Origin of the sequence: Sphingomonas sp. PAMC 26617 (assembly GCF_000242835.1) — a bacterium.
GTDB lineage: Bacteria > Pseudomonadota > Alphaproteobacteria > Sphingomonadales > Sphingomonadaceae > Sphingomonas.
In genome coordinates this window covers 292,178-314,452 of record NZ_JH594425.1, presented here as the reverse complement: position 1 = coordinate 314,452, position 22,275 = coordinate 292,178, and the positions used below count along the sequence as shown (strand labels likewise).

The 22,275-nt window shown below is 67.5% G+C and carries 21 protein-coding genes; 14 read left to right on the top strand and 7 right to left on the bottom strand.

The window, feature by feature from the left end:
• Positions 1 to 73: 73 nt before the first annotated feature.
• The 3 genes from RH91_RS01330 to RH91_RS01320 all read right to left on the bottom strand — a co-directional run bounded on the left by RH91_RS01330 (position 74) and on the right by RH91_RS01320 (position 2,621).
• Complete coding sequence (locus tag RH91_RS01330; protein ID WP_010160678.1) at positions 74 to 676, bottom strand: alpha/beta hydrolase; 603 nt, start codon at positions 674 to 676, stop codon at positions 74 to 76.
• A gap of 209 nt (positions 677 to 885) precedes the next feature.
• Positions 886 to 1,695: a phosphate/phosphite/phosphonate ABC transporter substrate-binding protein gene (locus RH91_RS01325; protein WP_010160677.1), complete on the bottom strand. Its 810-nt coding sequence runs from the start codon at positions 1,693 to 1,695 to the stop codon at positions 886 to 888.
• Positions 1,692 to 2,621 (bottom strand): fatty acid desaturase, encoded by a 930-nt coding sequence (locus RH91_RS01320; RefSeq protein WP_232283368.1) that lies wholly within the window; start codon positions 2,619 to 2,621, stop codon positions 1,692 to 1,694. Before RH91_RS01320 ends, RH91_RS01325 begins: the two co-directional genes overlap by 4 nt.
• Before the next feature lie 152 nt (positions 2,622 to 2,773).
• On the opposite strand from RH91_RS01320, the gene RH91_RS01315 reads away from it, so the two are divergent.
• The gene (locus RH91_RS01315) at positions 2,774 to 4,123 is read left to right on the top strand and encodes an FAD/NAD(P)-binding protein (RefSeq protein WP_010160675.1); all 1,350 of its coding nucleotides are present in this window, start codon (positions 2,774 to 2,776) and stop codon (positions 4,121 to 4,123) included.
• 214 nt (positions 4,124 to 4,337) lie between these two features.
• Here RH91_RS01315 and RH91_RS01310 read toward each other — a convergent pair whose 3' ends face one another.
• Together RH91_RS01310 and RH91_RS01305 are read right to left on the bottom strand one after the other, a co-directional pair.
• A complete protein-coding gene (locus RH91_RS01310) occupies positions 4,338 to 5,840 on the bottom strand; it encodes an MFS transporter (protein WP_029623508.1) in 1,503 nt (500 codons plus the stop codon).
• Between the two features lie 113 nt (positions 5,841 to 5,953).
• Entirely contained in the window at positions 5,954 to 7,705 is a 1,752-nt protein-coding gene (locus tag RH91_RS01305) for a glycoside hydrolase family 15 protein (protein WP_010160673.1), read from the bottom strand.
• 188 nt (positions 7,706 to 7,893) lie between these two features.
• On the opposite strand from RH91_RS01305, the gene RH91_RS01300 reads away from it, so the two are divergent.
• The 10 genes from RH91_RS01300 (at position 7,894) to RH91_RS01255 (ending at position 17,111) form a co-directional block, all read left to right on the top strand.
• Positions 7,894 to 9,024 carry a Gfo/Idh/MocA family protein gene (locus tag RH91_RS01300; protein ID WP_010160672.1) on the top strand — a complete coding sequence of 377 codons (1,131 nt, stop codon included), beginning with the start codon at positions 7,894 to 7,896 and terminating at the stop codon, positions 9,022 to 9,024.
• 105 nt (positions 9,025 to 9,129) lie between these two features.
• Positions 9,130 to 9,495, top strand: a complete 366-nt coding sequence (locus RH91_RS01295) for a PAS domain-containing protein (RefSeq protein ID WP_010160671.1) — start codon at positions 9,130 to 9,132, stop codon at positions 9,493 to 9,495.
• A gap of 6 nt (positions 9,496 to 9,501) precedes the next feature.
• Positions 9,502 to 10,806 (top strand): sensor domain-containing diguanylate cyclase, encoded by a 1,305-nt coding sequence (locus RH91_RS01290; RefSeq protein ID WP_010160670.1) that lies wholly within the window; start codon positions 9,502 to 9,504, stop codon positions 10,804 to 10,806.
• The gene (locus RH91_RS01285; protein WP_010160669.1) at positions 10,803 to 11,984 is read left to right on the top strand and encodes an AMP-binding protein; all 1,182 of its coding nucleotides are present in this window, start codon (positions 10,803 to 10,805) and stop codon (positions 11,982 to 11,984) included. Before RH91_RS01290 ends, RH91_RS01285 begins: the two co-directional genes overlap by 4 nt.
• 98 nt (positions 11,985 to 12,082) lie before the next feature.
• A complete protein-coding gene (locus RH91_RS01280) occupies positions 12,083 to 12,760 on the top strand; it encodes an EAL domain-containing protein (protein ID WP_010160668.1) in 678 nt (225 codons plus the stop codon).
• A 110-nt stretch (positions 12,761 to 12,870) separates the two neighbouring features.
• Positions 12,871 to 13,776 (top strand): ATP-grasp domain-containing protein, encoded by a 906-nt coding sequence (locus RH91_RS01275; protein WP_010160667.1) that lies wholly within the window; start codon positions 12,871 to 12,873, stop codon positions 13,774 to 13,776.
• Positions 13,776 to 14,792 carry an LLM class flavin-dependent oxidoreductase gene (locus RH91_RS01270; protein ID WP_010160666.1) on the top strand — a complete coding sequence of 339 codons (1,017 nt, stop codon included), beginning with the start codon at positions 13,776 to 13,778 and terminating at the stop codon, positions 14,790 to 14,792. The genes RH91_RS01275 and RH91_RS01270 overlap by 1 nt, the downstream gene beginning before the upstream one ends.
• A complete protein-coding gene (locus RH91_RS01265; RefSeq protein WP_010160665.1) occupies positions 14,789 to 15,523 on the top strand; it encodes a methionine ABC transporter ATP-binding protein in 735 nt (244 codons plus the stop codon). The genes RH91_RS01270 and RH91_RS01265 overlap by 4 nt, the downstream gene beginning before the upstream one ends.
• A complete protein-coding gene (locus RH91_RS01260) occupies positions 15,520 to 16,185 on the top strand; it encodes a methionine ABC transporter permease (RefSeq protein ID WP_010160663.1) in 666 nt (221 codons plus the stop codon). Before RH91_RS01265 ends, RH91_RS01260 begins: the two co-directional genes overlap by 4 nt.
• A 128-nt stretch (positions 16,186 to 16,313) precedes the next feature.
• On the top strand, positions 16,314 to 17,111 hold the full coding sequence (locus RH91_RS01255; protein WP_029623506.1) for a MetQ/NlpA family ABC transporter substrate-binding protein: 798 nt from the start codon (positions 16,314 to 16,316) through the stop codon (positions 17,109 to 17,111).
• A gap of 152 nt (positions 17,112 to 17,263) precedes the next feature.
• Here RH91_RS01255 and RH91_RS01250 read toward each other — a convergent pair whose 3' ends face one another.
• Both RH91_RS01250 and RH91_RS01245 read right to left on the bottom strand, forming a co-directional pair.
• A complete protein-coding gene (locus RH91_RS01250) occupies positions 17,264 to 19,762 on the bottom strand; it encodes a glycoside hydrolase family 9 protein (RefSeq protein ID WP_037478429.1) in 2,499 nt (832 codons plus the stop codon).
• A 205-nt stretch (positions 19,763 to 19,967) separates the two neighbouring features.
• Positions 19,968 to 20,939, bottom strand: a complete 972-nt coding sequence (locus RH91_RS01245; protein WP_010160660.1) for an alpha/beta hydrolase — start codon at positions 20,937 to 20,939, stop codon at positions 19,968 to 19,970.
• 210 nt (positions 20,940 to 21,149) lie between these two features.
• Here RH91_RS01245 and RH91_RS01240 point away from each other — a divergent pair, with 210 nt between their 5' ends.
• The 3 genes from RH91_RS01240 to RH91_RS01230 all read left to right on the top strand — a co-directional run bounded on the left by RH91_RS01240 (position 21,150) and on the right by RH91_RS01230 (position 22,271).
• Positions 21,150 to 21,620, top strand: coding sequence for a DUF3617 domain-containing protein (locus RH91_RS01240; RefSeq protein WP_010160659.1), 471 nt, complete (start codon positions 21,150 to 21,152; stop codon positions 21,618 to 21,620).
• A 56-nt stretch (positions 21,621 to 21,676) separates the two neighbouring features.
• On the top strand, positions 21,677 to 22,009 hold the full coding sequence (locus tag RH91_RS01235; RefSeq protein ID WP_010160658.1) for a hypothetical protein: 333 nt from the start codon (positions 21,677 to 21,679) through the stop codon (positions 22,007 to 22,009).
• Between the two features lie 61 nt (positions 22,010 to 22,070).
• Entirely contained in the window at positions 22,071 to 22,271 is a 201-nt protein-coding gene (locus tag RH91_RS01230) for a hypothetical protein (protein ID WP_232283367.1), read from the top strand.
• Positions 22,272 to 22,275 lie beyond the last annotated feature (4 nt).

The window sequence follows — 22,275 nt, the reverse complement described above, 5'->3', positions numbered from 1 at the left end:
GCAGGCCGTTCGACTTCGCTCAGGGCGAACGGAGGGGGGGGACGCTAAAATTGTCCGTACAGTCGTATTTCGCTCAGCGTCGCACGCCCTCGTCAGCGCGCCATGCGCTGTGCGGGGCTGCGACGCGCGCATCCTCGGCCCCGCGCTGCAACAACGCGACGTGCGCGAGCAGCATCTCCTCGGTATCGCTCGACCGCGCGAGGCGATTGCTCGGGTTGGCCAGATCGATCGCGTCGGCGGGGACGAAACAACTGCCCCACGTGTCCGCCAGCGCGAGGACCTGATCGATCTGCGCGGTCGGATCGCTCACCACGACCGAGGGGAAGGGCAAGGTGTAGCGCGGCCCGGTCCGGAACGTCGCGGCGGCGGCGAGATGCGCGAGATCGACCGATAGCGGCGAATCGAACACCGCACCGCGCACTGCCTTCAGATAGCTGCGCGGCGACAGTTGCGCCCACCACGACACCGCAAGACACGCCAGCCCGTGCGCGAGGATCACCACCGGCGCGGCGCGTTTGGAGAGCGCCGCGTCGAGTTGCAGCGCCCATTGTCCGTTGTGGAATTTCGACAGATCGAGGTCGATCTGCTCGAGCGCGGTCTGGCGAGGCCGGTCGCTTTTGACACTTACGACAATCGCGTGCGGCGGCGTGGCCAACCCGTTGGCAAATGCGTCCATGACTGCTCTCCCGTCATCAAGACGCGGTCACGATCGGCGTTCAAGCGTACCGATTCGGACGACGCCTTATTCCCGTGAAGCTATTCCTACTGGAGCAATGGGCAATCCCACTGCGCCAGAGTGAAGCGCGGTTGCGCCGGGCCGAAATCGTCGTCGCACGCGCGGGGCTGCGGGACAGGCCCAGTTCATCCCGAACCGCTCCCCGCGCCTCACCGGAGGACCGGATACCCCGCTGCCACCGCCTCGTCTTCGAGCACGCCAACGCGCGCGTAGCGGTCTTCTCCCGCCGGGATGACGTCGGCGAGGAACAGCGCGGCGCGGACGTCGGCCAGCGAAGGATCGGCAACCGCTTCGGCGAGCGCGATGCGCAGCGCGGCAACCGTCGCGGTGCTGGTCGAGCGCGCCGTCACGAACGGTAGCGTGGGGGAGGCGGCGGTGTTCGCGAGGATCCGCAGGCCCGCGATCGCGGCGGGTTCGAAGCGGCGCAATGCGGCAAAAGTAACGGCATCGATCGCGGCGATATCGGCGCGGCCCCTGCGGACCGCGTCGACGCTCGCGCGGTGCGAACCGGTCTCGATCACCGCAGCGAAGAAGCGACCATCGCGGGCGAGCGGTGCGACCGTCGCGCGGAACAGGTTGTGCCCGCTGTTCGAACTGCGTGCGTTGATTGCGGCGCGGCGGTCACGAAAGGCATCGAGCGTCGCGGCCGGATCGTCGCTGCGGAAGACGATATGACTGACGTGCTCGCCACCTGCGCACCCCGGCACGTCATAGACCGGCACGCCGATCACGCGAAGCGCAAGGTCGGGGTCGCTGACGAGCGGATAGCCGCAGGTCTGCGCGAACAGCAGGTCGGGCGCGCGCCAGATCGCCTCGACCGAGCGCGACCGGTCGAGCCGTTCGGGCGCGCGGATCCCGCGTGCGTCCAGCCGCCGCGCAATCTCGCCCCACAGGCGATCGTTGGCGGCGTGCTGCGCGGGGTGGTCATACATGCCGAGCGAGGCGATCCCGCGGTTCATGCCCCGCCCCCCGCCGGATGGACCAGCACGTCGTGCCGCCGCAGCGCGAACCGCCGCACCACCGCACCATAGCCGGCGTACGTCGCGCGCGTATCCGGCGCAAGCCGGGCGCGGTTTGCGCGGTGGTAGGCGGGCAGGCGATACCAGGCGAGCTCCGGCCGGTCGTGATGCGCGGCGTGGAGATTGTTGTTGAGGTACAGCAGGCCGAGCACGCCCCCGCGCTCGACCGTTGCGGCGCGGCCGGGCGCGGTGAGATCGGCGCGGTGTTCGACGAAGGATCGGAGCAAGGTGAGTGCCATGCCCGGATATACGAACAGCAGCAGATATCGGCGCAAGGCGAACTGCGTCCACGCCAGCCACGCAAGGATCACCGCGACCGCTACGAGATGCGGCCCCCAGTCGCGCACGACCGCACCCGGCGCATGGCGCACGCGGCGGCATTCCTCCACTGCGAGCGCGGCGACCAGCACCAGCGGGCCGACCAGCAACCGCCCCAGCAGCGGCGCCTGCGCGCGCGCCACCAGCAGCGCCAGCGCGGAGGGTCGCGCGATATACCGCGACTCAGGGTCGTGGCGCGGGTCGGTGATCGACTCGCTGCGATGATGCGCGACATGGCTGCGGCGATACAGCGCATAGGGCAGCCACAGCGCGAGCGGCGCGAAGCCGATCGCGGTGTTGATCCAGCGGAGCCGCGTCGGGTGGCCGTGGATCGTCTCGTGCTGGAGCGAGCCGTGCCATGCGATCAGCCACGTCCCGATCACCAGCAGCAGCGGATCGGGGATCGCCGCGTGCCAGAAGGTGGCGAGCAGCCACCCGGCGTAGATCGCGGCGGCGACCAGCAGCGTGGGCAGCTCGACCGCCAAACGCGAACCGCGCGCGCGGGGTGGCGCGGATCGGGCTTCAGCGGCATGTGCGTTTCGGGCCATGTCGACATACTCTACCGATCTGGTATGAATTGAAGGCGCATTATTCTATCGGGTGGATAAGCTGGGCTATTTCCCGACGCGCCCAAGGATCATGGCAGGGGACGACGCACAATGACCAACCCGGCAAGCAGCCCCCGCGCAGGAACGGCCGCATGATCGAACATGTCGCGATCATCGGTGGAGGGTTCTCCGGCTCGCTCGCCGCGATCAACCTCGTCCGCCACGATGGCCCGCGCGCCACGCTGATCGATCGCGCGGCGGATGCGGGGACGGGTCTGGCGTATGGCGCGGCGCATCCGGCGCATCTGCTCAACGTCCGCGCGGGCAATATGAGCGCGTTTCCCGACGATCCCGCGCATTTCACGCGCTGGCTCGAGACGCAGGGGACCACCGCAGGGCCGCAGACCTTCGTCCCGCGGCTGGTGTATGGCGCGTATCTGCGCGCGGTGCTCGATCAGGTCATCGCCGACCATCCCGACCGGTTGCGGATCGTGCGCGGCGACGTCACGGATGTCGTCGAGACCGACGAGGTCCGCGTCGTCATGGCCGATGGCGCGAGCGTGACCGCGGATGCCGCGATCCTCGCGGTCGGCAATCTCCCGCCGCACGCGCCCGGCGGGCTCGATCTCGATGCGCTTCCCGCAGCGCGATATGCGGGTGACTGCTGGGCGGCGGACGCCACCGCCGGTCTAGGCGACGAGGATACCGTGCTGGTGCTGGGCACCGGGCTGACGATGGTCGATGTCGCGCTGTTGCTCGAGGCCAAGGGGTTCGCGGGGCGGATCGTGGCGCTGTCGCGCCGTGGCTTGCTGCCGCACGCGCATGCCGCCCCCGGCGCGCCGTTCACCGCGATCCGCGACCGTCCCGCGAGCGTGCTGTCGGCGCTGGTGCGGACGCTGCGCGCACGGAGCGAAGCGGTCGGCTGGCGCGGCGCGATCGACGAGTTGCGGCCATTCACGCAGGACATGTGGCGCGCGGCGTCGGCGGCGGAACGCGCGCGGTTCATCCGGCATGCGCGGCCGTGGTGGGACATCCACCGCCACCGCCTCGCGCCCGACGTCGCCGAACGGATGGCGGCGCTGCGAATGAATGGTCGGCTCACGCTCGTCGCGGGCAAGATCGAACGGGTCGCTCGCTGTGCGGACGGCGTCGAGGTCGCGTGGCGACCCCGCGGCGCGGACGACGTGGCGACGCTGACGGTCCAGCGGATCATCAATTGCACCGGCCCGCAGGGCGATCTGCGCCGGACCAGCGCGACGGTGCTGCAACGGCTCACCGCGCGCGGGGCGATCCGGCCCGATCCCGCCGCGCTCGGGATCGACGTGGATGATCAGATGCGCGTCCTGTCCGCCGATGGCACGCCAAGCGACCGCCTGTTCGCGCTCGGCCCGATGACGCGCGGCGCGTTCTGGGAGATCGTCGCGGTGCCCGATATCCGGTCGCAGGCGTGGACGCTCGCGCGCCGCCTTTCCAACGCGCATTGGGTGGCGGAGGGGCTTTAGGCGCCAAGCGTATGGCGCGCTCTCACACACCCTCTTGCTGTTTGGCGTGAGCCCCCTCTCACCGTGCCGATCAATCCTGTCGAAGCGAAGAGGGCTCGCACAAAGCCACAAAGCCCCAAAGGCTTTTGCTTCTTCGTGGCTTTGTGGCTTTGTGCGAGACAAATCGGGGCCAGACGCAGTGCGCTGCGCGCGGTACCAGCCCGAACCCCGACCCTCAGCCGCCCCGATGCCCGCTAAGCTCGGCCCCCGCATCGCGCGCGAAGCGGCAGTTCCAGATCGTCGCCGACGCCGAGACCGCGGTCACCACGAAGAACGCGAGCGTGAACGCCCCGAGCGCAGGCGTCGTCGTGCCCGTCCCGAGCATCCCGACATGCAGCGCCGCCGCGCCGACGCAGATCCCGAGCGACAGCATCAATTGCTGGAAGGTCGCGTAGAAGCTGGTCGCGCTGCTCATTCGCGACGAGGGGATCTCGTCATAGGCAATGGTGTTGTACGCCGAGAACTGGAACGACATGAAGAACCCGGACAGCATCAGCACCCCGAAGATCGCCGGGATCGGCCAGTCGGGGCGGAACAGCCCGCACACCGCATAGCCGGCACTCGCGCAGATCCCGCCGACGATCAGGCTGTTGCGGAACCCGAAGCGGCGCAGCACGCGCGGCGCGAGCCCCTTCATCGCGAGCGACCCGATTGCGCCCGCAACGGTGATCGCGCCGCTCGCCGCCGCGGTCATGCCGAAGCCGAGCTGGAGCATCATCGGCAACAGGAACGGCTGCGCCCCCTGCGTGATCCGCGTCAGCGACCCGCCGATCACCGACAGCCGGAACGACGGGATACGCATCAAGGACAAGTCGAGGATCGGATCGCTGCGGCGCTTCGCATGGCGGATGTACAGCACGCCCGAGACGAGCCCGACCGCGATCAGCGCGATCGCCTGCGCAAATTCGCCCGTCCGGCTGGTCATTTCGAACCCGAACAACAGGCAGCCGAGCGATACGCCGGACAGCAGGAAGCCCGGCACGTCGAACCGCGCGGGGTTCGCCTCGCGCACCTCGCCGATGAAGCGCGTCACCAGCACCACGCCGAGCAGCCCGATCGGCACGTTGAGATAGAAGATCCAGCGCCAGTCAAGATAGGTGACGATCGCGCCCCCCACCGGCGGCCCCAGGATCGGGCCGATCAGCGCGGGCATGATCAGCCACGACATTGCCTGGACCATATCCTCCTTGGCGACGCTGCGCAGCAGGACGAGCCGCCCGATCGGGATCATCATCGCGCCGCCCAGCCCCTGCAGGAACCGCGCGCCCATCATGAACGGCAGGCTGGTGGCAAAGCCGCACAACACCGACCCGCCGACGAAGATCAGGATCGCCGCGCGGAAGATCGTGCGCGACCCGAACCGGTCCGCGATCCGGCCGCTTGCTGGAATGAAGATCGCGAGCGCGAGCAGATAGGAGGTGAGCGCCGACCCCATGCTGGTCGCGGGCACCCCGAAGTCGCGCGCCATCGTCGGCAGCGCGGTCGCGAGCACGGTCGCATCCATCTGCTCCATGAACAGCGCGCAGGCGATGATCAGCGCGGTGACGCGGTAGTTGCGCGGGGTATGCGGGAGCGTCCCCGGTTCCCTGGCGACCTGCGTGATCGTCCCGGCGGCGGGCAGGATGCCGTCGCGAATTTCGCTGTTGATCGACGCCAGCCCGCGACGGCGCAACCTCACTTCGGCTTCCTGGAGACGGCTTGATCGGAACGAACGGTGGCAAAGGACACGGGCATTACCGTGCTAGGTAGGGGTGACCGCCAATGCTGCAATGCAAAAAGCCCTTCGGGTGGTCACCGGTCGCGTGAATCGAGGGTGGCGGCCGTCTGCAGCACCGCCAGATGAGTCAGCCCCTGCGGCAGGTTGCCGAGGAAGCTGCCCGTCACCGGATCGACCATCTCGGTATAGAGCCCGACCCCGCGATCGAGCCGACGGATCGCCGCCGCAAAAGTCGCCTCGGCAGCATCCCATTGCTCGAGCGCAGCCCGCGCGGCGACCATCCAGAAGGTCACCGCAAGGAAGCACCCTTCCTCCCGCTCGGCCCCCGAATACCGGTAATGGAAGCCATTCACGCCCAGCTCGGCGTCGACCGCGTCGAGCGTCCGCGCGAGCCGGTCCTTGCCGTCGAACCCGAACCGCACCGCGAGCGTGATCGCCGCATCGAGCCGTTCAGTGCCCGGATAGAACACATACGCCCCGCGCGTTTCCGACCAGCAATGCTGCTCGATCCATTCCGCGATCCGGTCGCGTTCGCGCGCCCAGCGGTCGCGCCCGGTGGTGGGGAGATGCCCCGCGTCGGCAAGCTCGACCGCGCGTTGCAGCGCCTGCCAGCAGCTGATCTTCGAGGTCGTGTAATGTTGCGCCTCGGGCAGTTCCCAGATCCCCGCATCCTTCTGCCGCCACGAATCGGCGCACAGGTCCGCGAGGTGGACCAGGGTCTGCGCGCTGGTCCCGTCGAGGATATTCCCGCACGCGACGAACTCGCCCGCAGTCTCAAAGATGTCGCCGTAGATGCCGTGCTGGTGCTGGTCGCCCGCGGCATTGCCCGTCACCACCGGCAGCGACCCGCGATATCCCGGAACCGCGATTTCGGTCACCGGTTCGACGGGATCGCCGCCGACGGTATAGCAGACGCGCGGAACGTCATAGCCGAGGCGCTTGAGCAACCAGGTGAACCCCGCCTTCGCCTCGGCGGTCGCGCCGATCCGCAGGAACGCCTTGATCGTATACCCCGCGTCGCGGATCCAGGCGTAGCGATAGTCCCAATTCTTGTCCCCGCCGATCCGTTCGGGGAGCGAAGTGGTCGCCGCCGCGACGATCGCGCCGCTGGGCGAGTAGAGCAGCAGCTTGAGCGCAAGCGCGCTGCGCAGCACGAGGTCGCGGTGCGGGCCGTCATGCCGCAGCCGTTCGGTCCACGCGCGCCATTCGGCGTCGGACAGGTCGATCCGCGCATCGATCTCGGCGATGTCGGGGACGATCAAGGGTTCGTCCGATCCCGCGACGATCGCGACGGTCGCGCGCTCGCCGGCCCCGACCGTGACCGACGCGGTGATCCCGGAATCGTCACGCTGCGTGATCGCGACACTGTCGCTCGCCAGAAACAGCCCGAGCACGCTGCCGATATGGAACACGTCGTGCTTGCCCGACCGCGCGAAATAGGGGCTGACGGTGTCCGCGCGACGCCCGAAGCGCAGGTCGATCGCAAAGTCGACGCTGCCTTCGATCCCTTCGATCCGGCGCGCCAGTTCGGCCCAGGGCAGCCGACCCGCGGTCCCGCTGTTGAGCGACTCGACGAGGATCGCTCGCCCGCTCGCGGTGGTGAAGATCGTTTCGAGGACGTTGCTCGCCGCGCGATACCGGCGCTCGACCATGAACGGCGCGGTCGGTGCGATCGCGAAGTGGCCGCCGTCCTTGCCGTCGAGCAGCCGGTCGAACAGCGGCGGCGAATCCATGTTGGGCACGCACCACCAGTCGATCGATCCATCGGACCCGCACAGCGCAACCGCGCGCCCGTCGCCCAGCGCGCCGTAATCCTCGAGCGGCAATGCGCCGCTCTCATCCCGCTCAGGGGTAAACTGTTGAAGTTGTGACAAATTCGCGCAGCTCCGGCGGGGCGGGGTGCCACGTCCTCCAAGCAAACTCGCGATCCGCCGCAAATGTCCCGGAAAATGTTTTGCGGAGCCGCAGCGCATCCGGCGCGTTCGGCAGCGGTATCCTTACCCCGGAGAATTCTATGAGCATCGCATCCGCCCTCGGGCTGACCAAGAAGGTTCGTTACGCCGTCGTCGGCGCGGGCGACATCACCCAGTCGGCGATGATGCCGGGCATTGCGCACACCGGCAATTCCGAGCTGACTGCGATCGTGACCGGCGATCCCGAGAAGGCGAAGGCGCTGGCGGACCATTATGGCGTCAAGCACACCTACGCCTATGAGCAGTTCGACCAGTTGCTCGCCTCGGGTGAGATCGACGCGGTCTATCTCGGCACGCCGAACTGGCGCCACGCCGAATTCGCGATCCCCGCGCTCAAGGCCGGCATCCACGTGCTGAGCGAAAAGCCGCTCGAAATCTCGGTCGAGCAGGCCGAAACGATCCGCGCGGCGGCGGATGCGTCGACCGCCAAGCTGATGGTCGCTTACCGGTTGCATTTCGAACCGGGCACGCTCGATGCGATCGACCGGATCCGCAAGGGCGAGCTGGGCGATCTGATCGCCTTCACCTCCTGCTTCACGCAGAAGGTCGACCCCGCCAACCACCGCGCGCAGAACGGGGTCGAGGCGGGGCCGCTGTTCGACATGGCACCGTATCCGATCAACGCGATCCGCTATCTGTTCGGCGCGGAGCCGCTCGCCGTCGAGGCGGCGGTCGGCACGCGACAGGCCGGGAACGGCCTCGGCGATTTTGACGATACGGTCGCTGTCACGCTGCGCATGCCGGGCGACAAGCTCGCGCAATTCACCGTCTCGTACTTCGCCAATGCCGTCGACAGCCTGATCATCGCAGGGACCAAGGGCAGCATCCACATGAGCCCCGCGTTCGGGTTCGGCGAGGGGATCGCGCAGCATCGCCGGGTCGGCGAGGACAAGAGCGAGCAGACCTTCAAGACCACCGATCAGTTCGGCGGCGAGTTGCGCTATTTCTCCGACTGCATCCTCAACGATCGCGATCCCGAGCCCGACGCCGAGGAAGGCGTCGCCGACCTGCGCGTGATCGAGGGCATCGTGCGCGCGCTCAAGAGCGGGCAGCGCGAAGACCTGCCGCCATTCCAGCGGATGCGCCGGATCGATCCCGGCTCGCAGGTGCAGACGCTGGGCGCCGTGTCGCCGCCCAAGAACGTCAACGCATCGAGCCCGACGGGAAAGTAACCCGCTGAAATCCCCCGCGCACCGGTCCGACGGGCTGGTGCGTGGGGGTTTAGTTGACGGTCGCTTAACTTCCCCCGCCTATCGCGATCGCCGAAGGGAAGTTCTGTGGCTGTATCAACCGCGTTCGACGATATCGAGATCACCGCGCTCGCCGCGCTGCCGCCGGAGGTGCGCGACAGCTTGCCCTACGGCGTCGTCGGACTCGACCCGGCCGGTCTGGTCGTCGTCTACAGTGCCGCCGAAGCGCGGATGGCCGGGCTCGACCGTGAATCGGTCGTCGGCATGCCGTTCTTCGACGCGGTCGCGCAATGCATGAACAACTTCATGGTCGCGCAACGGTTCGAGGACGAGACCGAACTCGACGAGACGCTCCCTTATGTCCTGACGTTGCGGATGCGGCCGACGCGGGTGCGGCTGCGGCTGCTCGCCACCAGCACCGAACCGTTGAACTATATCCTCATCGAACGGTAACGCGGGATGACCGACGATCTGGCGCGCGATCACGAGCAACTGCTCGAATTCCTCTATGCCTGCCCGGTCGGGCTGGTCGAGTTCGATGCCACCGGTGCGATCCTGATGATCAATCCGCATGCGATGAAGCATTTGCTTCCGCTGGCAGGTGCTCGCGATCCGGGCAACCTGTTCGCCATGCTGCAGGGGTGCGCGCCCGAATTGCGCAATCTGTACGACGATTATCCCAAGGACCGCGGGACGATCTGCGACGGCCACCGGATCGCGGTCGATATCGGCGTCGGGCCGCGCGGCAAGGACCCGAAGGTGCTCGCCTGCACGCTCGTCAAGCTCGCGCCCGGCCGCGCCATCGCCACGTTCGCCGACATCACCGTTCAGGTCGCGCAGGAACGGCGGCTGCGCCAGACCGAGACGTGGTTCGGCTCGCTGATCAGCGGGATCAACGATTATGCGGTGCTGTCGATCACCGCCGACGGGATGATCGACGGGGTCAACGCCGCCTTCACCCGGCAGAGCGGCCGACCGATCGAGGACGTGGAGGGGCAGCCGCTCGACCGGATCCTCAACGTCGACATGGCGGCCGGCTCGCCGAGCCTGTGCGACCAGTTGCGCCTCGCGGAACGCGACGGCTGGTATCTCGACGAAAGCTGGCAGCAGCGCACGACCGGGGAACGCTATTGGTGCCAGCGGCTGTTCGCGATGCGGCCCGAAACCGGTGACGCATGCCAGCCGAAGGGCTTTTCCGTCGTGCTGCGCGACGTCGCGCGCGATGAATCGGACACGTCCGACCTGCGCCGGCTGCTGCTGTTCGATCATCTGACCGGTGCGGCCAACCGGACGCATTTCCTGCAATTGTTCGAGCGCGAGCAGCGCCGCTGGCAGGTAAGCCGCCAGCCGCTGTCGCTGGTCCTGCTCGACGTCGATTTCTTCAAGGCGGTCAACGATCTGCACGGGCACCCGACCGGGGACGTCGTGCTCAAGCAATTGTCGCAGGTCTGCATCGCGATGCTGCGCCCGTCGGACCTGTTCGCGCGGCTGGGCGGGGAGGAATTCGCGGTGTTGTTGCCCGATACCGGGCTGGACGAGGCGGTCGCCATGGCCGACCGGTTGCGCGCCGCGGTCGCGGCGATGGTCATCGCGACGCCCGACGGACCGCTGCGGATCACCGCGAGCTTCGGCTGCGCGACCGCGACCGAGGCCTGCGCGAGCGTCGACGGGATGATCGGGCTGGCGGACGGGCACCTCTACGCCGCCAAACATGCCGGGCGAAACCGCGTCCATGCGCGCGTGCCGTTGTCGGACGTCGCATGACGACCGCGATCCCCCGGGAGGCGTTGCGCCGGATCGTCACCTGCCTCGTCACCGCGGAAACCAATCTGACGCGAGCCGACACGCGCAGGGGCGGAGCCGAAGATCCGGCGGCGTGGGCGGACGATCGATTGTGGTCGGTCGGGTCGGTCCCGCTCGACTCGCTCGAAACCGTCAACGCGGGCGCTGCGCTCTACGAGATGTTCGGGCTCGAGGCGCTCCAGCATGATGCGACGCGCGGACCGCCCACGACGGTCGGCGCGTGGCTGGACGATATCGCCCGCTTCCTGCGCGGCGAAGACGCCAGCCTGACGGTGATGACGTCCGGATCGACCGGACGGCCAAAACCTTGCGTCCACGCGATCCGCGATCTGCAGGCCGAGGCGCGGCATTTCGGCGCGATGCTGCCGGACGTGCGGCGAGTCATCGCGCTGGTCCCGGCGCATCACATCTACGGCTTGATCTGGACCGCGCTGCTCCCGGCAACGCTGGATGTTCCGGTGGTCGCCGCAACCGCGATGACGCTGCCGCCGCTCGAACAGGGCGACCTGATCGTCGCGGTGCCCGATCACTGGCGCGCGCTGGCCCGCGCGCGGAGAAGCTGGCCCGCCGGGGTCGCGGGTGTAAGTGCGGGCGCACCGCTCGACGACGCGCTGGCAGAAACGCTGCTCGACGCGGGTCTCGACCGGCTGCTCGTCGTCTATGGTTCGTCCGAAACAGGAGGCGTCGCGGTACGCGCGCTGCCGGACGCTGGGTACACGCTGCTCCCGCGCTGGCGGTTTGCCGAAACGACCGGGCCGGACGCGGCGGTGATCCGCGATCGGCACGGCAACGAGACCGTGCTCCCGGATATACTCGATGTCGCGGCCGACGGGCGTTTTGCGGTGATCGGCCGGCGCGACGGGGCGGTGCAGGTCGGCGGGGTCAACGTCTGGCCCGAACAGGTTGCGGACGTCTTGCGGCAATGTCCTGGTATTGCCGATGCAGCCGTCAGGCTCGGCGATCAGCACCGGCTCAAGGCGTTCGTCGTACCGGTGCATTCCGAAGACCAGAATGCCTTGCTCGACCGACTGATCCCCTATGTCCGACGCTTTCTGCTTCCAGAACAGCGACCTACGTCATACGCTCTGGGATCTGTCCTGCCGCGCACCGCGCTGGGCAAGCCGTGTGACTGGACGTGAGCGTGATGCAGCCGATCACCGCAGCGACCGCGTCTACTGCAGTGCCCGCCAGATGCGGGGGCTGCCGTGACGGAACCCTGCTGCCGTTTGATTTCACGATGGCGTTCCAGCCGATCGTCGATGTCGCGGCGGAGCGGATCTGGGGCTATGAAGCGCTGGTCCGCAGTCTGGCCGGGGAAGGGGCCGCGTTCGTCCTTGATCAGGTCCAGCCACCGCATGTCTATGGTTTCGACCAGGCGTGCCGGATCAAGGCGGTCGAGCTTGCCAGCGCGCTGTTCCCGCCGGACCCCGACGTCAAACTGTCGATCAATTTCATGCCCAATGCGGTCTATGAGCCCAACGCCTGTATCCGCGCGACGCTGACCGCGGCGAAACGGGTCGGGTTCGACCCCGGCCGACTGATGTTCGAATTCACCGAGGATGAGCGGATGCGCGATATCTCGCATCTGCGCGCTATCATCGCGGCCTATCAGGCGCAGGGCTTCACAACCGCGATCGACGATTTCGGCGCGGGCTATGCCGGGCTTGGCCTGCTCACCGAGCTGCGGCCCGACGTGCTCAAGATCGACATGAAGCTGGTGCGGGGGATCGATCGTTCACCGGCCAAACAGGCGATCGTCCGGTCGATCGTCGGCTTGGCGGCGGAGCTCTGCATCATCCCGCTGGCCGAGGGAATCGAGACGGCGGAGGAACTCGCGGTGATCCGCGCACTCGGGATAACGCTCTGCCAGGGGTATCTGCTGGGGCGCCCGAAGCTGGCCTTCGCCATCGCCTGATATCCGGCCCCGCCGCCGATCAAAGAAATCCTTCTTTTGCCGCAAGCAGGTGTTTGCCGACGCGATGGGGCGCAGGTTGCATTGGGGGCGCGGCTTTTGCAGGAGACAGCGTGGCGGATCTGGCTTTGCTCTACGAACATCCGGCGTGGTTCGCGCCGTTGTTCGATACGCTCGGACGGCGTGGGATCGATTACGTCGCGGTGCGCCCCGACGGGCATTTCGACCCGGCGGACCGGACCGCCCCGGCGCGTGTGGTGTTCAACCGGATCGCGATGTCGAGCTTCCTGCGCAGCGACGAGCACCCGATCTTCTACGGCATCGCGCTGCTCGACCACTGGCGCCGCGCGGGCGCGCGGATCGTCAACGGGCCGGAGGTGCTCGCGATCGATTCCTCCAAGGCACGGCAATTGTCGCTGATCGCCGGGCTCGGGCTCGCGATCCCCGCGACGCGCGTGGTGCATCGTGCCGCCGACGTCGAAGCCGCTGCTGCGACGATTGGTTTCCCGCTGGTGGTGAAGGCCAATATCGGCGGATCGGGCGCGGGCATCGTCCGCTACGATTCGATGGACGAACTGCGCGCTGCGATCGCCGACACGGCGCTGCCGACCAGCGTCGACGGCGTGCTGCTGGTGCAGGATTACGTTCCCGCGCGAAACGGCACCGTCACGCGGATCGAAACGCTCGACCGCGCCTATCTCTACGCGCTCGATATCGCGGGCGGGGGCACGTTCGACCTGTGCCCGGCGGACGCGTGCCAGGTGCCGGGTGCGCCGATCCCGATGGTGTCGACCGACCCCGGCCCCGAGTTGCGCGCCGCTGCCGAGGCGATCGCCACCGCTGCGGGGCTCGACGTCGGCGGGGTCGAGGTGATGATCGACGACCGCGACGGGGTGCCGCGCTTCTACGATATCAACGCACTGTCCAATTTCGTCGCGAAACCGCTCGACGTGCTCGGCTGGGATCCGCACGAGCGGCTGGTGGATTACCTCGAGACCGTGATCGCGGAGGCACGCTGATGCGTTATGGATATTGGACGCCGGTGTTCGGCGGCTGGCTGCGTAACGTCGCCGACGAGGGGATGGAGGCGAGCTGGGATTACACGAAACGGCTGACCCAGCGCGCCGAGCAGATCGGCTATGACCTGACGCTGATCGCCGAGCTCAACCTCAATGACATCAAGGGGGTCGAACAACCCGCGCTGGATGCCTGGTCGACCGCCGCCGCGCTCGCTGCGGTGACCGAGACGATCGAGCTGATGGTCGCGGTGCGTCCGAACTTCCATCACCCTGCGCTGTTCGCCAAGGCCGCGGCCAATATCGACCGGATCGCGGGCGGCCGGCTTGCGCTCAACGTCGTGTCGTCGTGGTGGGCGGACGAGGCCAAGCAATATGGCCTGCAGTTCGACGAGCATAACGATCGCTATGCGCGCACCGCCGAATGGCTCGACGTGGTCGACGGCCTGTGGACCGAGGAACGGTTCAGCTTCTCCGGGCAATTCTACCGCACCGAGAATGCGATCTGCGCGCCCAAGCCCGCGAAGCGCCCGACCGTCTATGCCGGCGGCGAAAGCGAAAAGGCCAAGACGCTGATCGCGCGCCAATGCGACGCCTATGTGATGCACGGCGACCCGGTCGACGCGATCGCGCCCAAGATCGCGGACATGGCGGCGCGGCGGGAAGCCGCCGGGGGCGTGCCGATGCAGTACGGCATGGCCGCCTATGCGATCGTGCGCGACAGCGAGGCCGAGGCGCAGCGTGAACTTGAGCGGATCACGACCGTGACCGACCTGCCCGCGGGCTACGCCAATTTCGACCAGTGGCTGTCGGGCACGCAGCTTGAGCGCGATCTCAAGATCCAGGAGTATTCGGTGTCGAACCGTGGGTTGCGGCCGCATCTCGTCGGCACGCCCGAACAGCTTCGCCAGCGCATCGCCGATTACGACGGCGTCGGGCTCGACCTGCTGTTGCTCCAGATGAGCCCGCAGGCCGAGGAAATGGAACGGTTCGCAGCACAGGTGATCGGCACGCCGTGATCGAGCTCATTGATGTCGCGAAGCGCTTCGACGCCAGCGCCACGCCCGCGCTCGACGGCGTGTCGCTGTCGGTCGCGCGCGGCGAGGTGTTCGGCGTCATCGGGCCGTCGGGGGCGGGCAAGTCGACGCTGATCCGGCTGATCAACGCACTCGAACGCCCGAGCGCGGGGCGGGTCGAGATCGACGGGATCGATATCGGGACGCTCCCGGCGGCGGGCCTGCGCGCGTTGCGGCAGCGGATCGGGATGATCTTCCAGAATTTCGGACTGCTGTCGTCGCGGACGGTCGCGGACAACGTCGCGTTTCCGCTCAAGCTAGCGGGCGTGCCCGCCGCCGAGCGCAAGGCGCGCGTGGCCGAGTTGCTCGACCGCGTCGGGCTCGCCGACCATGCCGCGAAATATCCCGCGCAACTGTCGGGCGGGCAGAAGCAACGCGTCGGGATCGCGCGCGCGCTCGCGACCGGACCCGACATCCTGCTGTGCGACGAGGCGACCAGCGCGCTCGACCCCGAGGCGACGCGCAGCGTGCTCGCGCTGCTGCGGCAGCTCAACCAGGAACTCGGGCTGACGATCGTGCTGATCACGCACGAGATGGACGTGGTGCGCGCGGTGTGTGACCGGGTCGCGGTGCTCGAACAGGGGCGCGTGGTCGAGAGCGGGCGCGTCGACACCGTGTTCGCGGAGGCGCGCCACGCCGCCACGCAGCGGATGCTCGCGGGGTTGCAGGCATGAGCGGCTGGTTTTCCAACGTGAACTGGGCGGATATCGCCGCCGCCTGTCGCGATACGCTGGTGATGCTCGGTGCGTCGCTCGCGTTGACGGTGGTGCTGGGACTGCCGCTCGGCGTGCTGCTGTACGTGACCGGCAAGCGCCAGATTGGCGCGAACCGGTGGCTCAACGGGGTGCTCGGGGTGGTCATCAACGTGCTGCGCTCGGTGCCGTTCATCATCCTGCTGATCGTGATGATCCCGTTGACGGTCGCGCTGGTGGGGACGTCGCTTGGCGTCGTCGGCGCAATCCTGCCGCTGGTGGTGGGGGCGGCGCCATTCTACGCGAGGCTGGTCGAGGGCGCGTTGCGCGAGGTCGACCGGACGACGATCGAGGCGACGCAGGCGATGGGCGCGACCCCGCTCCAGATCGTCACCGGTACGCTCATTCCCGAGGCACTCCCCGGCCTCATCTCCGGCGCAACCGTCACCGCGGTGGCGCTGGTGTCGTTCACCGCGATGGCGGGCGTGGTTGGCGCGGGCGGGCTCGGCGATCTCGCGATCCGCTTCGGCTACCAGCGCTTCCAGACCGACGTGATGATCGTTACGGTTACGTTGCTCGTCGTGCTCGTCCAGGCGATCCAGTTCGCAGGCGACCGGCTCGCCCAGTCGGTGACGCGCCGCTAGAAATACCGACACACCCCCAACCGTTCGTTTCGAGGGAAGTCGAGAAACCTGAGGTGGTGCCGGGTTTCTCGACTACGCTCGAAACGAACGGTCAGGGGGCACCGCAAATCCAAGTCAAGGAACCCTGCATGAACCGCCGCCTGCTGCTCGCAGCCCTGCCGATCCTCGCCATCGCCGCCTGCTCGCCCGGAGGCTCGAAGACCGACGGCACCACGCTGACCGTCGCCGCGACCGCGGTGCCGCACGCCGAGATCCTCGAATCGGTCAAACCGGCGCTCGCCAAGCAAGGCGTCGATCTCCAGATCCGCGTCTTCAACGATTATGTGCAGCCAAACCTGCAGGTCGACCAGAAGCAGATCGACGTGAACTACTTCGAGACCAAGCCGTACCTCGACACGTTCAACGCCGCGCGCGGGACGCATCTCGTGACGTACGCCGGAGTTCACGTCGAACCACTCGGCGGCTATTCGCGCAAGTACAAGACGATCGCCGCGCTTCCCACCGGCGCGACCGTCGCCATCCCGAACGAGCCGAGCAACGGCGGGCGGGCGTTGCTGCTCCTCCAGAAGGCCGGGCTGATCCGGCTCAAGAACCCGACCGACCCGCTCGCGGCGCTCGCCGATATCGCGAGCAACCCGAAGAAACTGCAGTTCAAGGAGCTCGAGGCGGCGACGCTGCCGCGCGTGCTCGATCAGGTCGATCTCGCGATGATCAACACCAATTACGCGCTCGACGCGAAGCTCAACCCGGTGCGCGACGCGCTGGTGATCGAGGACGCCAAGTCGCCCTACGTCAATTTCCTCGTCGGCCGCGCCGGGGGCGAGAAGGACCCCCGTGTCGTCAAGCTGATCGCGGCGTTGCGCAGCCCAGCGACCCGCGCCTTCATCACTGACCATTACAAGGGCGCGGTGCTCCCGGCGTTCTGAGTACGCCCACACCGCTGAAAGTGAACCCGCACCCCCCGTTCGTTTCGAGCGAAGTCGAGAAACCTGCGCTGTGCCGGGTTTCTCGACTACGCTCGAAACGAACGGGAAGGGAACGGGAACGTGACGGGGAAGGGGCAGCCTCCCCCCACCCGTTACGGCGTCTCCGCCGCGGTCGCCATCGCGGCGCGCGCGGCGAGGATGTAGGCCGAGGTCGTGCTGACGGTGTATTCGTTCTCGAACCACAGGAACGGCCAGTCGACCTTCGCCTCGGGGAAATCGGGTTTGATGATCAGCACGCCCGGCACCATCCCGCCCGGGATGAAGCTGTAGTCCGCGCGGTTGTGCCCATAGCCAATCAGCTTGGACGCGGTGCCGACGGTCGAGACGAGCGACAGGTTGTTCGCCGGATGCCGCCCGAGCACATAGTCGATCGCATCGAGCGTATAACCGGTCCCGATCAGCTCGGGGAACGCCTTGTGCATCAGGTACATCGTCGTCCCGAAGCTGACGACTTGGTTTGACCCGGCCCACGAGCCGTCGGCGATCGGCACACCGAACGGGTTCTTTGCCATGTCGCGGGCGACCTTCGCCTTGGTCGCCTGCACCAGCGGGACGAGTTGCGCGCGATAGGACGCGTCCATCAAAGGGATCGCGCGGACCGCGGCGCTGCCGACCCACTCGAAGTGCCGCTGGATGACCGGCATCAGCGCGCGCAGGCGATCGGCGTAGACCTTGTCACCGTTGGTGGTGAGCAACAGCTCGACCGTCGCGACGACATTCGCATTCTCGGCCGAACGCGGCGACGACGAGTCATCGCGCCCGTCGCCGCCTGCGGTGACGCCCTGTTGCTTGCTCCACAGCGCCTTGGCCGCCGCGAGCGCTTCCGCCGCCATCGCCGGGTCGCTCGCGCGCAATGCGCGGCTCGATCCCGCCAGTGCGCCTGCCACCGTCAGGTTGTTCGCGGGGTAATCGGTCGTGAACGCCCAGCGGTCATCCTGCGCGCCGGACGCGCCGCCCTTGCGTTCTGTCGGCTTGAGCTTGGGATCGTAGAGCAGCCCGTCGGTCTGCGAGCCCGAATCCCCGAGGTGCGCATATTGCCGCAGCGCCGGATCGACGATCCCGACGATCGCATGGCCGAACACCTTATATTGCGCGAGCAGCTGGAGCGTGCCGTGGCGGATCTGCTGGACCGCATCCTCGACCCCGTCGGGCTTGCGGATCTCGACCGCGCGCGCGGATTCGTCGATGCTCGTCTCGTCCCAGTCGAGCCCGAACAGCTCACGCGCCCACACCAGATCGCGCACGACCGAGGCGTTCTCGGGGGTCTGGATGTCGTAGTCGCCCGCATCCTGCCACCCGCCGACCGCGAGGCCGGGGATATGCTCGCCCGCCTTGAACGGGGAATCGAGCTTCGCCCCCATCTTGTAGCCGTCGAAATGCACGTGGTTGGCGGGCGCCTGGCGCGCATCGTCGAGATGCGACGGAGCCGACCAGACGCGATATTGCTCGCGGATGCCGACGTGGTCCATCTGCTCAGCCATGAAAGTGTCGAGCGAGGTCTGCCAGATTCGGCTGTACGCGTCGCTCGCGATCCGGAACGGGTTGGTGGTCTGCCCCGCATAGGCAATCGCGTAGACGCCGGGTTCGCGCACGCTCGAGAAATCGAACGCGGCATAGTCGTAGCGCGTCCAGCGTCCGCGCGGCTGGGTCTTCGCGCGCAGTACCGGTTGCTGGCTACCATCGGCGGCGAGGCGGACGAGGGTCGCGTCGGCGGGTGCCTTGAAGTTCGGGTCGAGCTCGATCAGCGCGACCTTGCGGCGCCCCGGCGTATAGCCCGCCTGGTTGAACGACACGACCGGCGCGCGGACCCAGTCCTTGATGACGTTGGGGCGGACATGCCAGACGATCGCATTCTCCTTCGCGCCGGCCGGGATCTCCGAGCGGACCACGAACCATCCGTTCTGCGCGCGGTTGCGCGCGTCGTAGAGCGCGATCGGCGCAGTGTCCGAGGTGATGCTCACGCGCGTCATCGCATCCTCGGGCGAAAGCGTGATCGCCTTGCCGCCCGACGCGAGCGGGAGCGGATCGCCCGATCCGTCCTTCGCCATCGGCCCGGTAGGATGCCGTGGGAACAGGCCCGGCGCGGCGTCCATCAGATAAGTCTTGCCGAAATAGGCGGTGGGGAGGAAATCGAGGTTGAAGCCCGCCTTGCCCGCAAGGTTCGCAGGAAGTGGCTGGTCGAGGTCGACCGCGATCCGGAAGCCGCCGCTCTCGGCGGTGACCTTGACGCTATAGGCGAGGTTGACCGTCTTGTAGTCGGATCGCACGACGAGCTGGTTGGGCTCGGTCCCACGCGTCCGGCTGATGAACGCGGGGACCTGCGCCCATTGCTCGGGCGTCTTGTCGAGCCGGACCGCCCCGTCGGTCGCGATCCGGTCGCCGTGGAGGACGATCTGGATCCCGGCGTTCTTCTCGTCGAAGAAGATCGGGCTGAACTTGTTCTGGTCGACGATGACCGTCAGGCCCTGCGTCTCCAGCGTTTCGGCCGGGGTGACGACGAGGCCGCGGTCCTTCGACTGGGCGGACACGGCGGCCGGACCGGCGATCACGGCGACAGAGGCAAGCAACGCGACACTAACTCGCTTCAACATGGGCACTTCCTTGCGTCTGTACTTGGATGGGCGCAGTGGGGCGATCAGGCGCTGGCACCCGCCCTGTCGCGGTAATCGGAGATCAACGAACGCCACCGTCACCCTGAACTTGTTTCAGGGTCCACCGCGAAACGGCCTCAGGGGGCGCAAGCGGAGAAGTGGATGCTGAAACAAGTTCAGCATGACGGCGGGGTAGAGACGGCAATCAGCCGGCGCGCTTGAGATAGCCGTGCATCGCGAGCCAGCGCGCGAACGAGTCGAACCAGCCGGTGCTGGTGGTCGTCTTGGGATACATGCCGAAGCCGTGCCCGCCCTGTTCGAACAGATGAAATTCGACCGGGCGCTTGGCGGTCCGCCAGGAATCGATCAGCCCGTATCCCGCATTGCCGAACAACGGATCGTCCGCCGCCAGCGCGATGAACAGCGGCGGCGCGTTCGCGGGGACCGTCACCGGCGCGAGCGGGCCGTAGATATCACCGAGGAACGCAGGCTTCGCATCGCTTCCAGAAAGCGCGGTCGCCATCGTCAGCATCGCGCCCGCCGAGAAGCCGACCATCCCGATCCGGTCCGGATCGACATGCCATTCGCCCGCGCGCTTGCGGATCAGCGCGAAGGCGGCGCGGGAATCGGCCAGCTGCGGCGCGAGGTGCGCCATCATTTCCTCAGGCGTAGGGCGCGGTGGCCGCGGACCCGCGCCGGTTGCGGGCGGGCCGGACGATTGCGCGAACGCGGCGAGATCCTGCGGGGTCTGGTTGAGCCGGTATTTCAGCACGAATGCGGCGACGCCTCGGGCGGCGAGCGCCTTTGCGACGTCCCAGCCCTCATTCTCCATCGACAGTGTCTGGAACCCACCGCCGGGGGCGACCACCACCGCCGCGCCGGTGGCCTTCGCCGGATCGGGGAGGAAAGGGGTCAGCGTCGCGACGACGACGTTGCGCGCGAACACGCTGCCATATTGGCTGTGCCACGCTTCCGGGGCCTTTGCGTCGGGGAGCGTACCGGTCCCGAGCGGGATCGCGGTGGGCTGCGCCGGAGTGGCGATCGCGTTCATCTTGTCGCTCTGCGCCTGCACCGGTGTCGCGAAAGCGACCGCCGCAAGCAGCCCGTATCTGACGAAACCCTTGCGAATGGACGTGGCGAATTCGCCTGACGCCTTGCTGCGCACCGCATGAACCATGATCGCTCTCCCAAGCCTATCGTTCTTTCGGGGGAGACTAACGTTAGCGCTACCATCGCGCAATAGTCGGACTATGCAAAACGGTCAAATATTCAAAAGCTTTTGCGATGATGGCGTAACGCGTTCGGCAAGCGTGAAATTCTGGAGGTGTCAGCGGCTTCCGGGTGCACATGGCTTGCGCCCGGACCGGCCACCGGCCACTTTGCCGGCATGATGAAAAGTGTGATTCTGCCGGTGCTTGCGTTGCCGTTCCTCGTCTCTCCGGGGGCGCTTCCGGCGCAATCGGTCGCCCCCGGGCGCTGGGCCGTGAAATCGACGGCGGTCGATCTCGACATTCCCGGCGCGCCCAAATTCCTGCTGCGGATGGCGAAGGGGCGATCCAAGACCGAGGAGAAATGCCTGACGCCCGATCAGGCGAAGACGGGGATCGCGGCGGTGCTTGCGCCCGACCCCAAGGCGCAATGCCGTGTCGACGGTCTTCAGGTCGCGGGCGGGCGGTATGTGCAGACGCTGAGCTGTCCGCAGAAGAAGGGGCCGCCGCTCAAGATCGTTCGTGAGGGGACCTATCAGGCGAGCGGGTTCGCCGGGCAGGCGCAGATGCAGGGGATGACCCCCAAGGGCGCAATGCGGATCCGGCTTGACCAGCAGGCGACTCATGTTGCCGGTGTCTGCCGCGGCTGAAAGCGCGGATCGCCTGGCCGCAAGCTGCGTTGAACCGACCGATTGCGAGGAACCCGATGGCCCATGCCAGCAATATCGTCGAGTGCGCGGGGCCGGACAGCCCCTATGCGTTCGAGAATGTCCCGCTCCAGCCGCGCAACGGCGCGCTCGATGCGAAATGCCCGATCTGTCATGGGTTCGGGCAATGGAACAGCCAGATCGACCTGGTGAGCTTCCGCTGCGTCCGCGCAATCTGCGACGAATGTCACGGTGCGGGCTGGGTCGAGACCGGGACCGATCCGGTCGCGCTCCCGGATATCGTCATGGCCCCGGAGGGCTATCCCAAGTGGATCGTCCGCTATGTCGCGCAAGCCGACGCGCAGACCGCGGGGCGTGACGGCATGCTGTGACGCCGGCGCGGCGTGGCTCGGAATGCGGGTTCGCGCGTTCAGGCAGGACAAGGAGAGCATGATGACCGATGATCGCAGTCAGACCGAATCCCAGCCCGACTCGCTTCCCGAGACCGATCCCGCCGATACCGCGGTCGAGCAGATCATTCCCCCCGAGCAGCCGCCGATGGACGATGCCGCCGGTAGCCCGCAGGTCGATGTCGAGCAGGACGACATGGACGATGTCTCGGTCGACGACCTGTCGGTGCAAGGCGGCGAATAAACGC

Bases quoted from the DNA above. Each gene is read 5' to 3' on its own strand.
- RH91_RS01330 (WP_010160678.1), bottom strand. From the start codon at position 676: ATGGACGCATTTGCCAACGGGTTGGCCACGCCGCCGCACGCGATTGTC.
- RH91_RS01325 (WP_010160677.1), bottom strand. From the start codon at position 1,695: ATGAACCGCGGGATCGCCTCGCTCGGCATGTATGACCACCCCGCGCAG.
- RH91_RS01320 (WP_232283368.1), bottom strand. From the start codon at position 2,621: ATGGCCCGAAACGCACATGCCGCTGAAGCCCGATCCGCGCCACCCCGC.
- RH91_RS01315 (WP_010160675.1), top strand. From the start codon at position 2,774: ATGATCGAACATGTCGCGATCATCGGTGGAGGGTTCTCCGGCTCGCTC.
- RH91_RS01300 (WP_010160672.1), top strand. From the start codon at position 7,894: ATGAGCATCGCATCCGCCCTCGGGCTGACCAAGAAGGTTCGTTACGCC.
- RH91_RS01290 (WP_010160670.1), top strand. From the start codon at position 9,502: ATGACCGACGATCTGGCGCGCGATCACGAGCAACTGCTCGAATTCCTC.
- RH91_RS01285 (WP_010160669.1), top strand. From the start codon at position 10,803: ATGACGACCGCGATCCCCCGGGAGGCGTTGCGCCGGATCGTCACCTGC.
- RH91_RS01280 (WP_010160668.1), top strand. From the start codon at position 12,083: ATGGCGTTCCAGCCGATCGTCGATGTCGCGGCGGAGCGGATCTGGGGC.
- RH91_RS01270 (WP_010160666.1), top strand. From the start codon at position 13,776: ATGCGTTATGGATATTGGACGCCGGTGTTCGGCGGCTGGCTGCGTAAC.
- RH91_RS01260 (WP_010160663.1), top strand. From the start codon at position 15,520: ATGAGCGGCTGGTTTTCCAACGTGAACTGGGCGGATATCGCCGCCGCC.
- RH91_RS01255 (WP_029623506.1), top strand. From the start codon at position 16,314: ATGAACCGCCGCCTGCTGCTCGCAGCCCTGCCGATCCTCGCCATCGCC.
- RH91_RS01250 (WP_037478429.1), bottom strand. From the start codon at position 19,762: ATGTTGAAGCGAGTTAGTGTCGCGTTGCTTGCCTCTGTCGCCGTGATC.
- RH91_RS01245 (WP_010160660.1), bottom strand. From the start codon at position 20,939: ATGGTTCATGCGGTGCGCAGCAAGGCGTCAGGCGAATTCGCCACGTCC.
- RH91_RS01240 (WP_010160659.1), top strand. From the start codon at position 21,150: ATGATGAAAAGTGTGATTCTGCCGGTGCTTGCGTTGCCGTTCCTCGTC.
- RH91_RS01235 (WP_010160658.1), top strand. From the start codon at position 21,677: ATGGCCCATGCCAGCAATATCGTCGAGTGCGCGGGGCCGGACAGCCCC.
- RH91_RS01230 (WP_232283367.1), top strand. From the start codon at position 22,071: ATGACCGATGATCGCAGTCAGACCGAATCCCAGCCCGACTCGCTTCCC.